Below are 16,879 nucleotides of genomic sequence, written 5' to 3' on the forward strand. Positions count from 1 at the left end.
GGCGCCCAAGACGCCGCCCAGGGCGCTGCCCTCGGTGCGGCGGCCGCGCGCGGCCAGTTGCGCGCCGGCGACGGCGCCGATGGCGGCGCCCAGCAGTCCTCCGGTCGTGGCGCGCTGGCGCTGATCCCGCGCGCAGGGGTCGTAGTAGGTTCCCTGGCTGTAACCGCTGTTGCCGTAGCCATAGGCTGGCGGATAGTCATAGCCGTAGCTTTGGGCTGAGGCGACGTCGGGTAGGGCGACGGCCGAGGCGCAGGCCAGGGCGGCGATGGCGGCGGCCGAGGCTTTTTTCGAGATGAGAGCGATCATCGTTTTTTTCCTTCGACGGATGCCGCACCTGAACGGATCAGGTCGCCGTCTGTTGCAGCCATTGATAGGGCCGTGAAGCTGAACGGCTTTTGATCGCCTCGTTCATCTTCGTTCATGTTTCGATTTTCGCGCGGAAGCCGTTAGAAGCCGCTGCATGACGCAGACGCTGACCATCGCCCGCATGGGCCATCAGGGCGACGGGATCGCCGACACCGCCAACGGCCCGGTCTTCGTGCCGGGCGCCCTGCCGGGCGAGGTGATCGCCGCTGAGATCAAGGACGGCCGGGCCGAGCGGTTCGATCTGATCGAGGCCAGCCCCGACCGTCGCCCAATTCACTCGCAGATCTATGCCGAGTGCGGGGTCGCGCCGCTGCAGCATTGGGCAGACGAACCCTATCTGGCCTGGAAGCGCGAGGTGGTGCTCCAGACCTTGGCGCGCGAGGGGCTGGAAACCGAAGTCGAGGCGACGGTGGCGACGCCGCTGGCCAGCCGCCGTCGCCTGGCGCTGCACGCGCGGCAGGGCGCGGACGGCCGCGTCACCCTGGGTTTCAAGGCGCGCAAGTCGTGGCGGGTGGTCGAACTGACGGACTGTCCGTTGTCGGACCCGCACCTGACGGCGGCTCTGCCCGCCTTGGCCAAGGTGGCGGCCCCCTTCCTGGGGCATCCGAAATCGGCGCCGACCCTGCACGTGACCCTGACCGACACCGGTCTGGACGTCGATGTGACGGGGGTCGAAAAGCGTTCGGGCGGCCTGAATGGAGACCAGTTGGCGCTGGCCATTGCGGCGGCGGCCGAGGCCGATCTGGCGCGGCTCAGCCTGGATGGCGACACGCTGGTCATGGCGCGCCAGCCGCGCGTGCGCTTCGGGCGCGCGTCCGTGCCCTTGCCGGCGGGCGGTTTCCTGCAGGCCTCTCCGGCTGCGGAAGCGGCCATGGTCGAACGCGCGGTCGAGGCGGTGAGGGGGGCCAAGAAGGTGGCGGACCTGTTCTGCGGGGCGGGCACGTTCACCTTCCCCCTGGCCGAGGTCGCCAGCGTGACGGCCGCCGATTCCGCCGCCGCCTCCATCGCCGCCTTGAAGGCGGGCCTCAGCACGGCTCAGGGTCTGAAGGGGATCGAGGCCCAGGCGCGCGATCTGTTCCGTCGCCCGTTGTCGCCCTATGACCTGAAGGGCTGCGAGGCCATCGTGCTCGACCCGCCGCGCGCGGGCGCTCTGGAACAGACGCAGCAACTGCCGGGGACGAAGGCGTCGGTCGTCGTCGGCGTGTCCTGCAATCCCCAGACCTTCGCCCGCGACGCGCGCGTTCTGGTCGACGCCGGTTTCCGACTGGAGAAGGTCATGCCCATCGACCAGTTCATCTGGTCGACGCATATCGAACTGGTCGGCGTGTTCCGGCGCTAGGCGAGACTAGGAACGGGCGAGGGCTTCGGTCATTCGGGGCGTGAAGTCGGGTTGGCTATGCACGTCGTTGTGGCCGGCTTCGGCGAAGATCAGATGATCGACCGATCGTCCGTTCTCCGTCAGGGCCTGGGCCAGACGACGGCTCAGGACCGGCGGCAGAACCGTATCGCGTCCAGCCTCCAGGACGATGACCCGGCCTTGATAGCCGGCGAGCGTCGCGGGGATATCGATTTCCTCCAACGGCGGGGCCAGGCGAACGCGAACCAGCAGCCTTTTCCATCCCAGGGACTCTTCAATGACAGCGCCGGCCGAGGGAGTGGTCGTTTCCAGCACCAGGATGTCAGCCTTGGCGGTTGTCGCGGCCTGGGCGCAGACCGTTCCTCCGAGAGAATGTCCCCATAGGATGAGCGTGCGCCGTTCTTTGTCGGCCGTTGCACGGGCATGCGCGGCCATGGCCTCGGCGGCCGCCTTCATGGAGGCGATGTCGGACGCGCCGGTCGAGGCGCCGTAGCCGGGATAATCGAACAGCAGGACATCGCCGAAAGCCGAGAGCTGTTCGCCCACCAGTCCGCCATAGGCTGATTGTCGGAACATGTTGCCGCCGCAGAACAGGATCAGCGGCGCCTGATCGCCTTTTGCGGAAGACAGTCGGGTCGTGGCCAACTGGCCGCCGGCATAGGGCAGGGTCAGGGTCTGCGCCGATGGCGGCATGGCGGGACCGGGGGTGAGCTCGATCTTCTCGGCTACGATACGCGCATCGGGGTAGAGGAAGGCGTTCTCCGGCACGTTGACGGAACAGCCGCCGGCGCTGATGGCCGCTACTGCGACGATGATCATCCGGGTTCCGCGCATGGAGATGGTCCTCACCTTGCCTGCTGAAAGGTCATCCTAGGCGGCGTCAGGCGGGAATGTCGAATAGGTCAAGCTGCGGTCGGGCGTCGGCGGGAACGCGGAACTGGGTGAGGTCCAGCGCCTGACGCGGCGCGTCCAGACCGTAGCGCCTGGCCGCCGCCCTGAAGCGTGTGGCGATCAGCTCGGCGACGGGTCCGGTTCCCTTCATGCGCTGGGACCAGTCGGGGTCGTAATCCTTGCCGCCGCGCGTCTGGCGGATCAGGGACATGACGCGCGCGGCGCGGTCGGGACGGGCGTCGGCCAGCCATTCGCGGAACAGATCCTTGATCTCCAGCGGCAGGCGCAGGGTCACATACATGGCCGAGGTCGCGCCGGCCTTCTGCGCCGCCTCCAGCACGGCCTCCAGTTCATGGTCGTTCAGGCCGGGTATGACGGGGGCGAAGCCGACGCCGACCGGGCATCCCGCGTCAGCCAGGCGGCTGATCGCCTCCAGCCGCTTGGCGGGCGTGGAGGCGCGCGGCTCCATCGCCCGCGCCAGCTTGCGGTCCAGTGTGGTGATGGAGACGAAGGCCGAGGCCAGACCTCGTGCCCCCATGTCGCCCAGGATGTCGGCGTCGCGCGCGATCAGCACCGACTTGGTGATGATGCTGAACGGGTGGTTGAAGCGCTGCATCACCTCCAGGATCGAACGGGTCGAATTCGTTTCGCGCTCGACCGGCTGATAAGGATCGGTGTTGCCGCCTATGTGGATGCGCCGGCAGACGTATCGGGGCTTTGAGAACTCTTGTTCCAGCAGACGCGCGGCGTCCGGCTTGAAGAAGATCCGGCTCTCGAAATCCAGGCCCGGGGATAGGCCCATCCAGGCATGGGACGGACGGGCGTAGCAGTAGATGCAGCCATGTTCGCAGCCCTTGTAGGGGTTGATGGAGCGATCGAAGCCGACGTCGGGACTCGTGTTCTTGGCGATGATGGTGCGGGCGTGTTCCGGGGACAGGGTGGTGCGAAGCGGGGCCGCCGCCTCGTCCTGATCTGTCCAGCCGTCGTCGTAGGCCTCGCGCCGATCGGCTTCATACCGACCCGAGGCGTTGGAGCGTGCGCCGCGTCCGTTGATCGCCTTACTCATGTCCGCAGGATGCGGAACGAACAAGAACAAATCAAGAACAAAATGGACGAGAGAACGAGACCGGCATTCAGCCAGCCTCGTCCGGGTTAGCGTCGAGCGGCGGCGTTGGGACGGCGATCGCGACGGTCGCCGCCGGGGCGGGGGCCTTCGCGACGCCAGCGGATCGACAGTGCGGTGTCGCCTTCGCCGCCGAACTTGGAGGTGATCGCCAGGTTGCGGCGGACCTGCCATTCCACATTGACGGCTGCGCCGCGCTCGGCGCCGCCGATGACCTCCAGATAGATGTCGTCGGTGATGTAGCGCCCGCCCGCAACGGTCAGGCTGGAGGCCTCGCCGCTGAAGGACAGACGGTCCAGACCGGCCAGTTCGCGCAGGTTGCCGACCACATCGAAGCCGCCGCCGCCCGCCAGGGACGCCACGGCCGAGGCCAACTGGGCCGCCTCGAACGGCGATAGTTGCGCCGCCGAACGTCCGAACAGCACCTGCGACAGGATTTCGTCCTGGGGCAGGTCGGGGGTGGAGGTCAGCTCGATCTTGGGCGAGGCGGCGGTGCCTGTGACCTTGATCACGGCGGTCAGGGCCGGGTCTTCGCGCACGGCTTCCAGGTTCAGGCGGATGCGCGCCGGGTCGGTGGACAGGATGACCGAGCCGCGGTCATTGAAGACGAAGCGTTTGCCTGCGAACTCATAATCGCCGCGCACCACATTGGCGGTGCCGCTCAGTTCGGGCTGGGTGATGGTGCCGCGCACGCGGGCGTCGGCGCGCAGTTCGACGTTCAGGCCGCGGCCGCGCAGGTAGATTTCGCGTCCCGTCAGCGTCAGGTCCAGGCCGATCTGCGGACCTGCGGCGGCTTTTTTCTCGGTCTCGACAGTGTCGCCGCCGGGACGGTTGATCTCGACCACGTCCATTTTGACGATGCCGGTGGAGCCGGGCAGATCGGGCGAAATCTCGGCCTCGTCGATGTTCACATTGCCGGTCAGGCGGATGTTGCCGTCTGCGCCGCGCACGGCGGTCAGGCGACCGTTGGCGCGCGCCTTGGCGATGTCGTTGTCGATGATCTGGAAGCGCGCCAACTCCAGCCGCAGGGTCGAGGGCGAGCCCTGACGCAGACCCAGGTCGCCGCTGCCGGACACTTCGCCCTTCACGCCGTCGGTGGCCTGGAAGCGTTCGATCACGGCCTGGCTGTCGTTGAAGCGGCTGGCCAGGGTCATGTTCTCGAGACGCAGGCCCGTCGTTCCGTCACGGAACGCGCCTTCGTTCAGGTCCAGCCGGCCGTTCAGGCGCGGCGCGTTCAGGGTGCCGGCCAGGGTCGCCTGGCCGTTCACCTGCCCCGACAGCGATTGAGCGCCGCCCAGGAACAAGTCCCAGATGGGCTGGATCTGGCCGCGAATGGCGATCTGACCCGACAGATTTTCGGTTCGGGCGATGGCCAGACGCAGGGGCGCGGCCGAGGTTTCGACCGGCAAGGTGACGTCGGCGGTAGCCTGAACGGCCGTGCCGTTGTGGGCCTCGGCGCGCAGGCGCAGGGCGTCGCCGGTCAGGTCGGCGTTCAGCGTGCCGTCGACGGCCAGGCCGCGCGGCGCGTCCAGACTGCGCAGTTGCCTGAGGTCGACGTTGGCGGAGCCGCGCAGCGTGTCACCTTGCCCTTGCATTGAGACACGACCCGTCACCTGACCGCGCAGGTCGGGGACGAGCGAGCCCATTTCGACATTGGTCATGTCGGCCTGGATGACGCTGCCTTCGCTGTCCTGCTTCAGTTCGCCGGTCAGGAAGCCGCCGCCGACGCCCAGGTCCAGGCGCGCGACGCGGCCGTCGCCGTTGAGGGCGAAGACGGCGGGCGCGCGGGTGGTGAAGGCGATCTCGCGCACGCGGCCGCCCCCGCGCAGGGTCAGGCTCTGCGCTTGACCCTGGCGGGCGTATTCGCCCGAGCCGTTGAACTGCACCGGATTGGCGCCGCCCACGTCGGCCGCCAGGGTGAAGGGCAGGCGGTCCAGCGTGCCCTGGCCCTTCAGCGACAGGTTGCGCAGGGTCCAGTCCTGGCCGGTCAGGCGTACGTTGCGGCCCGTGACGTCTAGAACGGCGGTTTGGTCGCCCGCGCCTTCAGTCAGGCGGATGCGGCCGTTGGCTTCGCCCGAGGCCAGGAAAGCCCCTTGGCGGGCAGTGAAGGTCAGGTCGGCGCTGGAGGGGAAGTTGTTCGACAGGGCGACGTCGCCCTGAGCCGCGACGCCGCCGGCGTTCACATCGACGTCCGACAGGCGCAGGCGCGGCCCGCCCAGGAAGAAGTTGCCCGAGGCGTGAGCCGGTCCGTAGTTGGAGCCGGAGTTCAGCACCACGCGCCCGTCCGAGGCGTCAGCGCCCTTGCGGAAGCTAAGCACCAGATCGGCGTTGGTCAGGATCAGGCCGCCCGCCGCCACCTTGTCGAAGGCGGCGCGCAGGTCGGCGCGCGGCTGGGCCAGGGTGCCCGTCAGGGCGCCGTCGCCCGACATGGCGCCGTCGATGGCGACCGGGCCGACGCCGAATGGGCCCTGGGCGTTCCAGTCCAGCGCCAGCCGTAGCTTCGGCCCCTCGATCAGGCCCTTGGCGCCTGCGCGCCCGGCCGCGCCGGTCAGTTCGCCGCGATCAATGGAGACGACGCCGCCGTTCAGCGAACCGGCCAGTTGTAGGCGCGGCGCGGCGCCCAGCAGGCGGTCCAGTTCTTCCATGCCGATAGCCATGCGCGAGCCGCGCCCGTCGAAGCTGAGGGTCCAGGGCGCGCCGGTCTTGGCCGAAGCCGCCCGGATCGGGCCGCCGAACGCGCCGCGCGCGCCGGGCTGGATGCGCGACAGATCGGTCAGGTCGGCGCGGCCGGTGAAGTTCAGGCCGCCGTTCAGGCTGCGCCCGCCCGAGCCGGTCAGGGTCAGGCCCTGGCCGCGCGCGTCGATCTTCTTCAGCAGCATGGCGCCGTCGGCCATGCGCGTGCCTTCCATCTGGATGCGCGGCGCAGAGCCCAGCAGGCCGCCGATGATGCCCGCCGATGAGCCGCCGACGGCGCGCACGTCGGTCGTCACGTCGATACGGCCCTTGTTGGCGGCGATGTTGACGGGGCCCGAGATGCGCGTGGCGCGATAGGAGGCGATGTCGGCGTTCAGCAGACTGGCCGAGCCTTGCAGGCTCCATACCTGGGCGTCGCCCTTGAACACGCCCGTATAGGCGGCGGGACCGGCGATCGGACTGCCGACCAGGCGGCTGAGCGAGGGGGTGTTCAGCTCCAGGCTGATGCCGTCGGGCGAAGTGTTGTCCGTGGTGCGGATCAGGCCGCGCGCGCTGGATTCAATGTTGTCGGCGTACAGGCGCCAGGCCACGCCCTGATAGCCTTCGCGCTTGGCATCCGGCGTCATGGCGAAGCCGAAGCGGGCGGTGCGGCCGATGCGTTCGACGAAGGGCTCCAGCAGGTCGGAGCCGGAGAAGTCGGCGTAACCCGACACCTTGGCCCCGTTATCGCCATAGGTTCCCTTGACCAACAGGGGACGGAACTGGCCGGTCTGGACGGCCACGTCGATGACCTCGCCGTTGACTACGGCGACGGCCGAGAAGGGCTGATCAGGCGAATAGCCCAGCGACCCGGCGATCGGACCGCCCTGGGCTTCATTGGCGCGCAGATTGACGCGCAGGTCTTCGGGCTTGTCGCCGAAGGCGGCGGCCAGACGCAGATAGTCGCCCTTGCGGTTCAGGCTGTAGGCGTTGACGTTGGCGGTCTTGACGCCCTTGCGCGGAATGGCGGCGTCGCCGCTGAGGGTCCAGCGGCCGTATTCCTTGGAGAAGCCTTCCAGCAGTTCGACATTGGCGCTGAAGCGGTCGATGTCGATGGAGATGGCCTGCGGCCCGCCCGGCTCGCTCGGCGGCTCAAGCTCGGGACGGCGCAACAGACGAATCTGGCCGGCGCTGATTTCCGTCGCATGGAAGCGCCGCGCCAGCAGAGGCCAGTAGGACCAGTCGACGCGGACGTCCGTGGCTTCCAGCCAGACACCTTTTTCGTCGGTCACGGTGACGCGCTTCAGGCGGAAGTCGCTGAACAGATCACCTTGCAGCCCCTCGACGTTGATCCGGCCGTAGCGGCTGATCTTCTTGCCCGCGACGAAGCTGGTGATCAGTTCGCGCCCCGCATCGGACACCAGATACATCCGCCCGCCCACCAGGGCGACGACGATCAGGGCCAGCAGACCGGCGAAGGTCGCGCCCGCGATGAAGGCCGCCAGTTGCAGACGCGTGCGCTTGCGCTTGGCCTTCTTGGCCGGCGTGTCGGCGACGTCTGCGCCCGTTTCGAGAGGCGGAGGTGTGTCGGTCAAAACGCCTGGCCGATGCTGAGATAGAGTTGGAACCCAGAGTCGCCCTCACGCTTGTTCAACGGGAAGGCGATGTCGGCGCGCACAGGGCCGAACGGCAGTTTGTAACGCACGCCGACGCCCGCGCCGTAGCGCATATTGGTCAGGTTGGGCGTTTCCTGGAAGCCGATGGCGCCGCCGTCGACGAAGGCCACGGCCTGGAATTTCTCGCCGATGTCGCGTCGCACTTCGATCGAGGTCTCGAACAGCGACAGGCCGCCGCGCGGTCGGTTGTTGGGCAGGCGCGGGTTGATGCTCTGATAGGAATAGCCGCGAACCGAGCCGCCGCCGCCCGAATAGAACAGGCGGTCCGACGGGACGGTAAGTTCTTCGCCGCCGATGATGGAGCCGATACGGGCGCGTCCGGCCAGTACGGTCTTGGCGTCGTCCTGAAGCGGCAGATAGGCGGTCGCCTGGCCCTCGGTGCGCAGGAACAGGACCGTATCCTCGCCCGCCACAGCGGTCGGCTGGGTCGACAGCGACAGACGATAGCCCGAGGTGGGGTTCAACGGATCGTTTGAGCGATCCATGAAAGCGCTGCCGCGCAGGGTGACGATGGCCAGGTCGCGGTCGAAGGTGATCGGCGCCTGGGTCACCGGGTCGAACCGATATTCCGTGTAGCGGCCCGCATCGACGCCCAGGCCGTAGCTGAACCACGACGTCTTGCCGAGGCGTTGGGACAGGTCTGCGGCCAGGGTGATGGCGCTGCGGTCGTAGGCGTCCGTCTGCTCGTTGACGATGAAGGACGACAGCTTGAGCGTCCGTCCAGCCTTGCGCCAGTGCGGCTGGGACCACTCGCCGCCGATGCGGCTGTCGATGCTGGCGATGCGCGCGCCATAGCGCAGGGTGTCGGCGCGCCCGAAACGATTGTAGCGCGTGCGGAAGACATCGACGCCGACGCCTTCATAGGTTGAATAGGTGGCGCCGGCCTCAAGCAGGCTGATTGGCCGATCCGCGAGGGTGACGACGACCGGGCGCAGGCCGTCCGGCCGAATGTCGTCCAGCGGCGACAGGGCCACGCCCACGCCGTCATAGACGCCGGTGTCCAGAAGGCGACGTTCCAGTTCGGCGACGTCCTCTGGATCGTAGCGATCGCCTTCCTTCCAGGGGACCAGGCTCTGGAGCCAGCTTTCCTTGGTCGGTCCGCGGGTCCGCAATTGAATCCCGTTCAGCCGCACCAGCTCGCCGGAGTTGATGTTGAAGCCGGGTTGAACCAGGAAGGTGGCGTGATCCACGACCACGCGGCGGGGCAGGGCGACGGCGTCCGCATAGCCGCGCCTGGTCAGATCGGCGACGACGCGGCCTTCGGCTTCCAGAATCCCGGCGGCCCGGCCCGGCTCGCCGGGCTTGAGCCGGATGTCCTCAATGACAGCGGTGCTGGTTTCTGCGTCCGGCGCAGGCGCAGTCCAGTTGATCGTGGTTTCGCCCAGGACGAAGCGGCGACCCGGCGCGATCTGAACCACGGCGACAGGCTTGTCATCGCCCTCGACCTGATCCTCTACGGTGGCTTGGTAATAGCCTTCCGAACGCAGCAAGGCCTGAGCTGAAGTCAGGGCGGCGCGGGCGCGACGACGCGCCTCGAAGCGATTGGACGGCGCGCCGTCCACCTCGCCAATGGCCTGTTCGAGCTGGCGTTTGAGATCGCCGTCTATTTCACCGCGAATCTGAGCTCGGGGTTCGGCGGCGGCCTGGCTTGCAAGGGCGCATACTGCCGCGCCGGCAAGAAGGAGGGGAAGCCTCGACGTCAAATCCGAACCCTGGTTGCGAGACGATCATGAGCGATTAGCCCCGTTCGTCAGGAGAATCAGTAAAACAGCGTATCGCTTTCGGGTTGCACTGTCTCTTCGGAGGAACGCTGGTCCGGCGGCAGCGCCTCTACTGGCGTGGCCGCTTCGGGAGCGGCGGGGGTCTCAGCAACGGCGGGCGCGGCGGCGTCTTCGGCGGCGGGGGCCTCAACGGGCACCGGCGCTTCGACGGGCGTCGGTTCGCTGTAGGGTTGTTCGCAGGCGGCCAGGAAGCCGGTGGCGGCCAGCGCCGCGCCGATCATCAGACGATTCAACATGGATCGATTCATTTTTGATCCCCCTTCTAGGGGCTGGAAACGTGGAGAAGCGAAGCCGGTTCCTCTGGGCGCGCCTTTATAGGATTCATGTGAACCTGGGATGAATCGCGCGCTGGAATCGCCGTGATTTCGTGGCGGGGGTCGTCGTCAGAGCCTTGTTTGTGCGGTGAAAAATTTCCTGAAATTTCCACTTGCCCGCCGCGAAGCTCATCCGTATGTTCCGCGCTCTTCGCAAACGCGATGTGCGCCCCTAGCTCAGTTGGTTAGAGCATCTGACTTTTAATCAGAGGGTCCTCGGTTCGAGCCCGAGGGGGCGTACCACTCCCCTGAAAATCCAAGACGATCAGCGCCTAGGACTTCTGGTTCTTGTTGCGGACCGCGCGCTCGAGTTCCGTCAGGCGTTCGTCCAGCCAGCTGACATGTGAGGTTCCGACGCCGCGCCGCCGCAAGGGCCCGTGGAGCCGCCAGGCGAGTGCGAGCGCCGCCGCCAGTACGACTGCGGCGATCACGAAATCCAGCCATGTCAGATTATAAAGCGGGACGTTCAGCATGCGCATGACATCAGCCTAGGCGGGCTTTGGGCTGGGTGTCGAGGGAGGCAGGCTTGGCTTTAACGCGCAGGGCGTGATTAAACGCGCTCATGCGCCAGATTTCATTGACTGTCATCGCTGTGTCCCTGTTGCTTGCCGGCTGCAACGCCGGCGCCTCCGCCCGAGACGGCGTGGACCAGGTGGGGACGGGCCTGGGCGACGCCGTGGCTGCGCCGCTAGAGGATCTGAACCTCAAGCGTCAGGAAATACCGACCGTTCTGCTGCAGGCGGAATCCAATCCCTATGACGTGCGCAACATGACCCGATGCACTGTCATCGCCGCCGAAATAGCGCGGCTGGATGAGGCTCTGGGGCCGGACACGGACGCCGCGCCCACCGACGACGGAACCTTCATGAGCGAGCGCGCCGCTGACGCCGCCGCCGGGGCGACGCTGGACGCCGTGCGCGGCACGGTGACGGACTTCATTCCGGCCCGCAGCTGGGTGCGCCGCCTGACCGGCGCCGACGCGCACAGCAAGCACGTCCAGTCGGCCATTCAGGCGGGCCTGCGTCGCCGCTCCTTCCTGAAGGGCGTAGGAATGCAGCGCAACTGCGCCCCGCCGGCCGCGCCGGCCGGATTCGTTCCGCGTCGCGGCTAGGTCTTCAGATGCCGCGCACGGAAGTCGCGGCGGAACTGTTCGAACCGACCCTCGGCGATGGCGGCGCGCATGGCGGCCGTCAGCGCCTGGAAGAAGGCGATGTTGTGCCAGCTCAGCAGGATCTTGCCGAGAATCTCATCGGCGCGGATCAGGTGATGCAGGTAAGCCTTTGAATAATCTTGTGAGGCCGGGCAGGGGACTTCGACGTCCAGCGGATCCTGATCCTCGGCGAAGCGGGCGTTCTTGAGGTTCAGCGGGCCGTCCCAGGTCCAGGCCTGTCCGTGACGCCCGGCGCGGGTCGGCAGGACGCAGTCGAACATGTCGACGCCGCGATAGACCGCTTCGACCAGGTCGATCGGCTTGCCGACGCCCATCAGATAGCGGGGGCGGTCCTTGGGCAGGAACTCGGGCGCATAGTCCAGAACCTCGCACATGGCTTCGTGGCCTTCGCCGACGGCCAGGCCGCCGATGGCGTAGCCGTCGAAGCCGATCTCCTGCAGACGTTCGGAGGATTCACGGCGCAGGTTCTCATAGGTCGAGCCCTGCTGAATGCCGAACAGGGCCTGCGTGTCGCGCGTGCCGAAGGCGTTCTTGGAGCGCTGGGCCCAGCGCGCGGACAGCTCCATGCCTTCGCGCGCGCGCTTTTCCTCGGCGGGCCAGGCGACGCATTCGTCCAGTTGCATGACGATGTCGGAGCCCAGGCGGTCGGCCTGAATCTGGATCGAGCGTTCCGGCGTCAGGACGTGTTTCGACCCGTCGATATGGCTGGAGAAGGTCACGGCCTCCTCGGTCAACTTGGAGATGCCTGACAGGCTCATGACCTGGAAGCCGCCGGAGTCGGTCAGGATCGGCTTGTCCCAGCGCATGAAGTTATGGAGGCCGCCCAGGCGCTCCATCCGCTCGGGACCGGGCCGCAGCATCAGGTGATAGGTGTTGCCCAGCAGGATGTCCGCGCCGGTCTGTTTGACCTGATCCACCGTCATCGCCTTGACCGTGGCGGCGGTGCCGACGGGCATGAAGGCGGGCGTGCGGATGTCGCCGCGCGCAGTCTTCAGCACGCCGGTGCGGGCGCGGCCTTCGACAGCGGAGATCTCAAACGGAAAAGGCATGGGCGTTCCTTGCAGGGAGGCGCGTCTTAGGCCGAACGGCGGAAGGCCGCCAGCCCTTGGAGGGTGTCAGGCGAGGCGGTTCTGTGGCGGCAATCCGGCGTCGGCGCCTTTGTTCGAATAGCGACGGTTATTTGGCAACCGAACGATCACGCGGCTGTTAGGGCAGCGCACAAAGCCGTGAAAGTCGCCTGATTAATGCTGTTCCGTTCGGGAACCCTGGGTTCCGTCTCTCTGCTTGCGCTCGCCGTCGCCCATCCTGCCTGGTCTCAGGATTCCCTTGAAGTCACGCCGCCGTCGGCCGTCTCGGACGGCCCCGTCCAGGTGCAGGACGTGGTGGTGACGGGCCTGCGCGGCAGCCTGCGCTCGGCGCAGGCGCTGAAACGCAACGCTGACGAGGTGATGGACGCCATCGTCGCCGAGGACATCGGCAAGCTGCCGGACGTGAACGCCTCGGAATCTTTGGCGCGGGTCACGGGCATCCAGGTCGAGCGCGGAGGCGGGGAGGCGTCGCGCGTGATCGTGCGAGGCCTGCCTGATGTGGCCACCACCTACAACGGCCGCGACATCTTCACGGATCAGGGACGTTCGGTCGCCATGCAGGACTTCCCGGCGGCGGCCATCGCCGCGCTGGAGGTCTATAAGTCCAGTTCCGCCTGGCGACTTGAGTCCGGCATCGCCGGCCTGATCAATGTGCGGTCTCGCCGGCCGTTCGACTTCGACGGCTTCGAACTGTCGACCTCGGTGAAGGGGTCATATGCGACCCAGTCTGAAAGCTATGACCCGAACGGCGACATCCTGATCAGTAACCGCTGGAATACCGGCGCGGGCGAGGTCGGAGCCTTGCTGAACCTGTCCTACACCAGTCTCCGCTACCTCGACTCCGTGCGCTGGGACAGCGGCGGCATCGTCGCCGTGGACGGGCAGTCGGCTGATCCGGCGGTGCAGGGCGCGCGATACCCGGATGCCGTGGGCATCTTCTACGGGACCGGCGAGCGCTGGCGGCCGTCGGCTAATCTGGCGCTGCAATGGCGACCGAACGACCAGTGGGAATTCTATGTCGATGCCCTCTATCAGGGCTATCGTAACAAGATTTCGGACCGCCAGTTCATTGTGCCGCTGAACCACGAGATCACCCGGTTCGAGGACGTGGCGTTGCGCGACGGCCGCAATGAGATTCAGAGCCTGACCCAGATCTCCGGCCGTCGCCCGGAGCAGTGGCAGGGCGCCTCGACCGGCAAGACCAACACCTGGCAGGCGGCCGTGGGCGGCCGCTACAACGCCGGGCCGCTTCAGATTGCCTTTGATCTGGCGCGCACCGACAGCACCTATGAGTTTTCGAACTACAGTTTCGACACGGCCTTCACCCATGCTCCGGTGACGTTGATCGACTTCGATACATCGGGCGAAGACGGTGGGGCGACCTTCGAATTCCGCGACTTCGACGTTACGAACCCGAACAACTACGTCTATCGCGGTCTGTTCGATCGCCACTTCATCGGCGCGGGCGATGATTGGCAGGCGAAGATCGACCTGACCTATGACACGGGAAACAGCCTGATCCCGCAGTTGAAGTTCGGCGTGCGCTACGTCGACCGCAACGGCTCCTATCAGAACGGCGAGCGGTATCAGAACCAGGAAGACCTGGGCCTGCCGCTGACCTCACTTCCGGTCGAGCTGGCCCTGATCCCGGCCGGGTTCAATGGCAGCGACGTTCAGGCCATGCGCGCCTGGGTGTCGCCGACCTACGGCAGCCTGCGCTCCAACATGGACGCCCTGCGCGCGCTGGCCGGGTTCGAGCCGGGGCGCCCGCCGATCAACCCGGTTCAGACCTATGAGGCGTCCGAGACGGCCTATACGGCCTATGGTCAGGCCGATTTCGCCATCAACACCCGTATTCCGATCGAGGGCGAACTGGGCCTGCGCATCGTCGCCACCGACTTCACCGTGAGCGGGACCAGCCGCTCGACAGAGGGCGAAGCCGAGGTCTTCACGCCGGTCGATCAGGGTGGACGCTACACCGACCTGCTGCCCAGCCTGGGCGTGCGCTTCATGCTGGACGACGGCCTGATCCTGCGCATGGCGGCGAACCAGACGCGGACGCGCCCGGCCTTCGGTCAGCTTAACCCCAGCCTGTTCGTCAGCCCGTCGGCCGATACCTCTGGACGGCGCACGGCCTCGGGGGGCAATCCCGATCTGAAGCCGATCCAGTCGACCAACTACGACCTGACGCTGGAGCGTTATTTCGCCGATACCGGCGCCGCGACCCTGGCCCTGTTCCGGCGCGAGATTTCAGGCTTCATCGCCGATCAGACGATGGACGTGGACGATCCAGTCTACGGCGTCCTGCGCGTCACGCGGCCGGTCAATCTGAACGACGCCGTGCTGCAGGGCGTCGAGGCGTCCTTCACGACCTTCTTCGACTACGACTTTGTGCCGCAATGGGCGCGCTCGTTCGGGGTCGCAGGCCAACGCCACCTACATCGACGGGGTGCTGCCCTATGTGTCGAAATATTCCTACAACCTGACCGGCATGTATGAGAACGGGCCGTGGACGGCGCGGCTGGCCTATAATCTGCGGACCAAGTTCGGCAACGGCGTCATCGGCGAGCACGTCGATGATGTGGCGCGGCTGGACTTCTCGGCGGGCTGGTCACCGACCGAGCGCATCACCGTCAGCTTCGACGCGACCAATATCCTGGGTCAGCCGTTCCGGTCGTTCTACGACTATGGCGAGGGCGTCTATCCGCGCGACGTGCGCTATGAAGAGAGCCTCTACACAGTGGGTCTGCGCTTCCGGTACTGAACCAGGCTCAGCGCAGGAGCGTCTCGAGGCGCTCAGCACGCTGCAGATCCTTGGGACGACCGAACAGGCGGCACTTCTCGATCTGTTCGGCGACGGTAGGAACATAGAGCGTGCCCCCGTCCAGTTCGATCGCCTGGCGCGTGGTGAAGATGACCGGCGTCCAGTCGGCGCCCGCGCGCACGTCCATCATCGCCATGACCTCAATTGGAACCGGCGTGGTCAGGATTTCGCCGAACACCTGCGACCGGAACAGGCCTTCGCCGGGGTCTTCGATGGCTTCGCCGTGCAGAGCCTCGATCAGGCGCCGGGCGTCGCGAGGACTGGTCATCACGTCGACATCGGGCACGTGCCATTCCGACAGGCCCGACAGCGCCATGCCCGCGCCCCCGAACACCCACCAGGGATCCTGAAGCTCACTGGCCGCTGAAGCCAGGATGTCGAAGGTCGCGGCCAGATTTTCGGGCAGGTCGTCGATGTGGCTCATTGGGCGTCTTCCCGAAACAGCAGGCTTCCGTCGCCATAAGAATAGAAGCGGTAGCCGCTGTCGATGGCGTGGGCGTAGGCGGCGCGCATCGTCTCCAGCCCGGCGAAGGCGCTGACCAGCATGAACAGCGTCGATTTCGGCAGGTGGAAGTTGGTCATCAGCACGTCGCAGGCGCGGAAGCGATAGCCTGGCGTGATGAAGATGGCCGTGTCGCCGTGGAAGGGCTGGACCACACCCTCTTCGCTCGTGGCGCTCTCAAGCAGGCGAAGCGAGGTGGTGCCGACGCAGACGATGCGCCCGCCCGCCGCACGCACGGCGTTCAGGGCGGCGGCGGTCTCGGCCGAGACCTCGCCCCACTCGGAATGCATCTTGTGATCGGCGGTGTCGTCCGCCTTGACCGGCAGGAAGGTGCCCGCCCCAACGTGCAGGGTCACGGCGTGGGTCGTCACGCCGCGCGCCTGGATGGCGTCCAGCAGGGCAGGCGTGAAGTGCAGGCCCGCCGTCGGCGCCGCGACCGAGCCGTCATGCTCGGCGAAGACGGTCTGGTAATCCTTCAGATCTTGATCGTCCTCGGCCCGCTTGGCCGCGATGTAGGGGGGCAGGGGCATGACCCCGACCTCGCGGATGGCGTCATCCAGCACAGGGCCCGCCAGATCGAAGCGCAGGGTGACGAGGCCGTCCTCGCCCTTGGCGGTGATCTCGGCATCGACCTGGCCCAGGAAGCAGGCGCTGTCTTCCTCGCGCCCGAAACGAACGCGGTCGCCGACCTTCAGCCGCTTGCCGGGCTTCATGAAGGCGCTCCAGGTATCGGGCGCGTCGCGGTGGTGCAGGGTGGCCTCGACCGGGACCGACAGCAGCTCGCCCTCTGGCCCGGTGCGGTGGCGGACGCCCGACAGGCGGGCGGGGATCACGCGGGTGTCGTTGAAGACTAGGGCGTCGCCGGGTCGCAGGAAGTCCGGCAGGTCGCGGATGATCCGATCTTGCAGATCGCCGCCCTTCACGATCAGAAACCGCGCGGAATCGCGCGGGTCGGCAGGACGCAGGGCGATGCACGCCTCGGGCAGGTCGAAGTCGAAATCAGATGTCCGCATGAGGCGGGCAATGCTCACGCCCCGCCTTTGCGGTCAAGCGAGGCCCGGCCGAAAGTCGACTGGCGAAAACCGCTCCAGCCGCTATGTCAGACTGAGCAAT

General features: G+C 67.0%; 13 protein-coding genes, 1 tRNA gene and 1 pseudogene. 5 read left to right on the forward strand and 10 right to left on the reverse strand.

Translation table 11 applies throughout. From position 1 onward, the window contains the following. Positions 1–306: pseudogene (locus B2Y21_RS04915) on the reverse strand (hypothetical protein); the annotation flags it as partial. Between the two features lie 154 nt (positions 307–460). Between B2Y21_RS04915 and B2Y21_RS04920 the strand changes: the two are divergent. Continuing rightward, the gene (locus B2Y21_RS04920; RefSeq protein WP_292057538.1) at positions 461–1,705 is read left to right on the forward strand and encodes a class I SAM-dependent RNA methyltransferase; all 1,245 of its coding nucleotides are present in this window, start codon (positions 461–463) and stop codon (positions 1,703–1,705) included. Between the two features lie 6 nt (positions 1,706–1,711). On the opposite strand, the gene B2Y21_RS04925 is transcribed toward B2Y21_RS04920, so the two are convergent. The 5 genes from B2Y21_RS04925 to B2Y21_RS04945 all read right to left on the reverse strand — a co-directional run bounded on the left by B2Y21_RS04925 (position 1,712) and on the right by B2Y21_RS04945 (position 10,103). Then, positions 1,712–2,557, reverse strand: a complete 846-nt coding sequence (locus B2Y21_RS04925; RefSeq protein WP_292057540.1) for an alpha/beta hydrolase family protein — start codon at positions 2,555–2,557, stop codon at positions 1,712–1,714. A gap of 46 nt (positions 2,558–2,603) precedes the next feature. Further along, positions 2,604–3,680 (reverse strand): PA0069 family radical SAM protein, encoded by a 1,077-nt coding sequence (locus tag B2Y21_RS04930; protein WP_292057541.1) that lies wholly within the window; start codon positions 3,678–3,680, stop codon positions 2,604–2,606. A gap of 86 nt (positions 3,681–3,766) precedes the next feature. Further along, positions 3,767–8,005 (reverse strand): translocation/assembly module TamB domain-containing protein, encoded by a 4,239-nt coding sequence (locus B2Y21_RS04935; protein ID WP_292057543.1) that lies wholly within the window; start codon positions 8,003–8,005, stop codon positions 3,767–3,769. Then, complete coding sequence (locus tag B2Y21_RS04940) at positions 8,002–9,789, reverse strand: autotransporter assembly complex protein TamA (RefSeq protein ID WP_349679413.1); 1,788 nt, start codon at positions 9,787–9,789, stop codon at positions 8,002–8,004. Before B2Y21_RS04940 ends, B2Y21_RS04935 begins: the two co-directional genes overlap by 4 nt. Positions 9,790–9,845: 56 nt before the next feature. Further along, entirely contained in the window at positions 9,846–10,103 is a 258-nt protein-coding gene (locus B2Y21_RS04945) for a hypothetical protein (protein WP_292057547.1), read from the reverse strand. A 244-nt stretch (positions 10,104–10,347) separates the two neighbouring features. Between B2Y21_RS04945 and B2Y21_RS04950 the strand changes: the two genes are divergently transcribed. Continuing rightward, positions 10,348–10,424, forward strand: a tRNA-Lys gene (locus B2Y21_RS04950). Positions 10,425–10,453: 29 nt separating this feature from the next. Here B2Y21_RS04950 and B2Y21_RS04955 read toward each other — a convergent pair. Continuing rightward, entirely contained in the window at positions 10,454–10,660 is a 207-nt protein-coding gene (locus B2Y21_RS04955; RefSeq protein ID WP_292057548.1) for a hypothetical protein, read from the reverse strand. Between the two features lie 98 nt (positions 10,661–10,758). Here B2Y21_RS04955 and B2Y21_RS04960 point away from each other — a divergent pair, with 98 nt between their 5' ends. Then, positions 10,759–11,292, forward strand: a complete 534-nt coding sequence (locus tag B2Y21_RS04960) for a hypothetical protein (protein ID WP_292057550.1) — start codon at positions 10,759–10,761, stop codon at positions 11,290–11,292. On the opposite strand, the gene tgt is transcribed toward B2Y21_RS04960, so the two are convergent. Next, entirely contained in the window at positions 11,289–12,401 is a 1,113-nt protein-coding gene (gene tgt, locus B2Y21_RS04965) for a tRNA guanosine(34) transglycosylase Tgt (protein WP_292057552.1), read from the reverse strand. The two genes, B2Y21_RS04960 and tgt, sit on opposite strands and share 4 nt — an antisense overlap. Positions 12,402–12,596: 195 nt before the next feature. Between tgt and B2Y21_RS04970 the strand changes: the two genes are divergently transcribed. Then, positions 12,597–14,939: a TonB-dependent receptor gene (locus tag B2Y21_RS04970; RefSeq protein ID WP_292057554.1), complete on the forward strand. Its 2,343-nt coding sequence runs from the start codon at positions 12,597–12,599 to the stop codon at positions 14,937–14,939. Further along, positions 14,902–15,204 (forward strand): TonB-dependent receptor, encoded by a 303-nt coding sequence (locus B2Y21_RS04975; RefSeq protein WP_292057556.1) that lies wholly within the window; start codon positions 14,902–14,904, stop codon positions 15,202–15,204. Before B2Y21_RS04970 ends, B2Y21_RS04975 begins: the two co-directional genes overlap by 38 nt. Before the next feature lie 7 nt (positions 15,205–15,211). Here B2Y21_RS04975 and B2Y21_RS04980 read toward each other — a convergent pair whose 3' ends face one another. After that, positions 15,212–15,688: a hypothetical protein gene (locus tag B2Y21_RS04980; RefSeq protein WP_200167536.1), complete on the reverse strand. Its 477-nt coding sequence runs from the start codon at positions 15,686–15,688 to the stop codon at positions 15,212–15,214. Beyond that, entirely contained in the window at positions 15,685–16,779 is a 1,095-nt protein-coding gene (queA, locus tag B2Y21_RS04985) for a tRNA preQ1(34) S-adenosylmethionine ribosyltransferase-isomerase QueA (protein WP_292057625.1), read from the reverse strand. The genes B2Y21_RS04980 and queA overlap by 4 nt, the downstream gene beginning before the upstream one ends. Between the last annotated feature and the right edge of the window lie 100 nt (positions 16,780–16,879).

The organism is Brevundimonas sp. UBA5936, from assembly GCA_002430835.1.
Lineage (GTDB): Bacteria > Pseudomonadota > Alphaproteobacteria > Caulobacterales > Caulobacteraceae > Brevundimonas.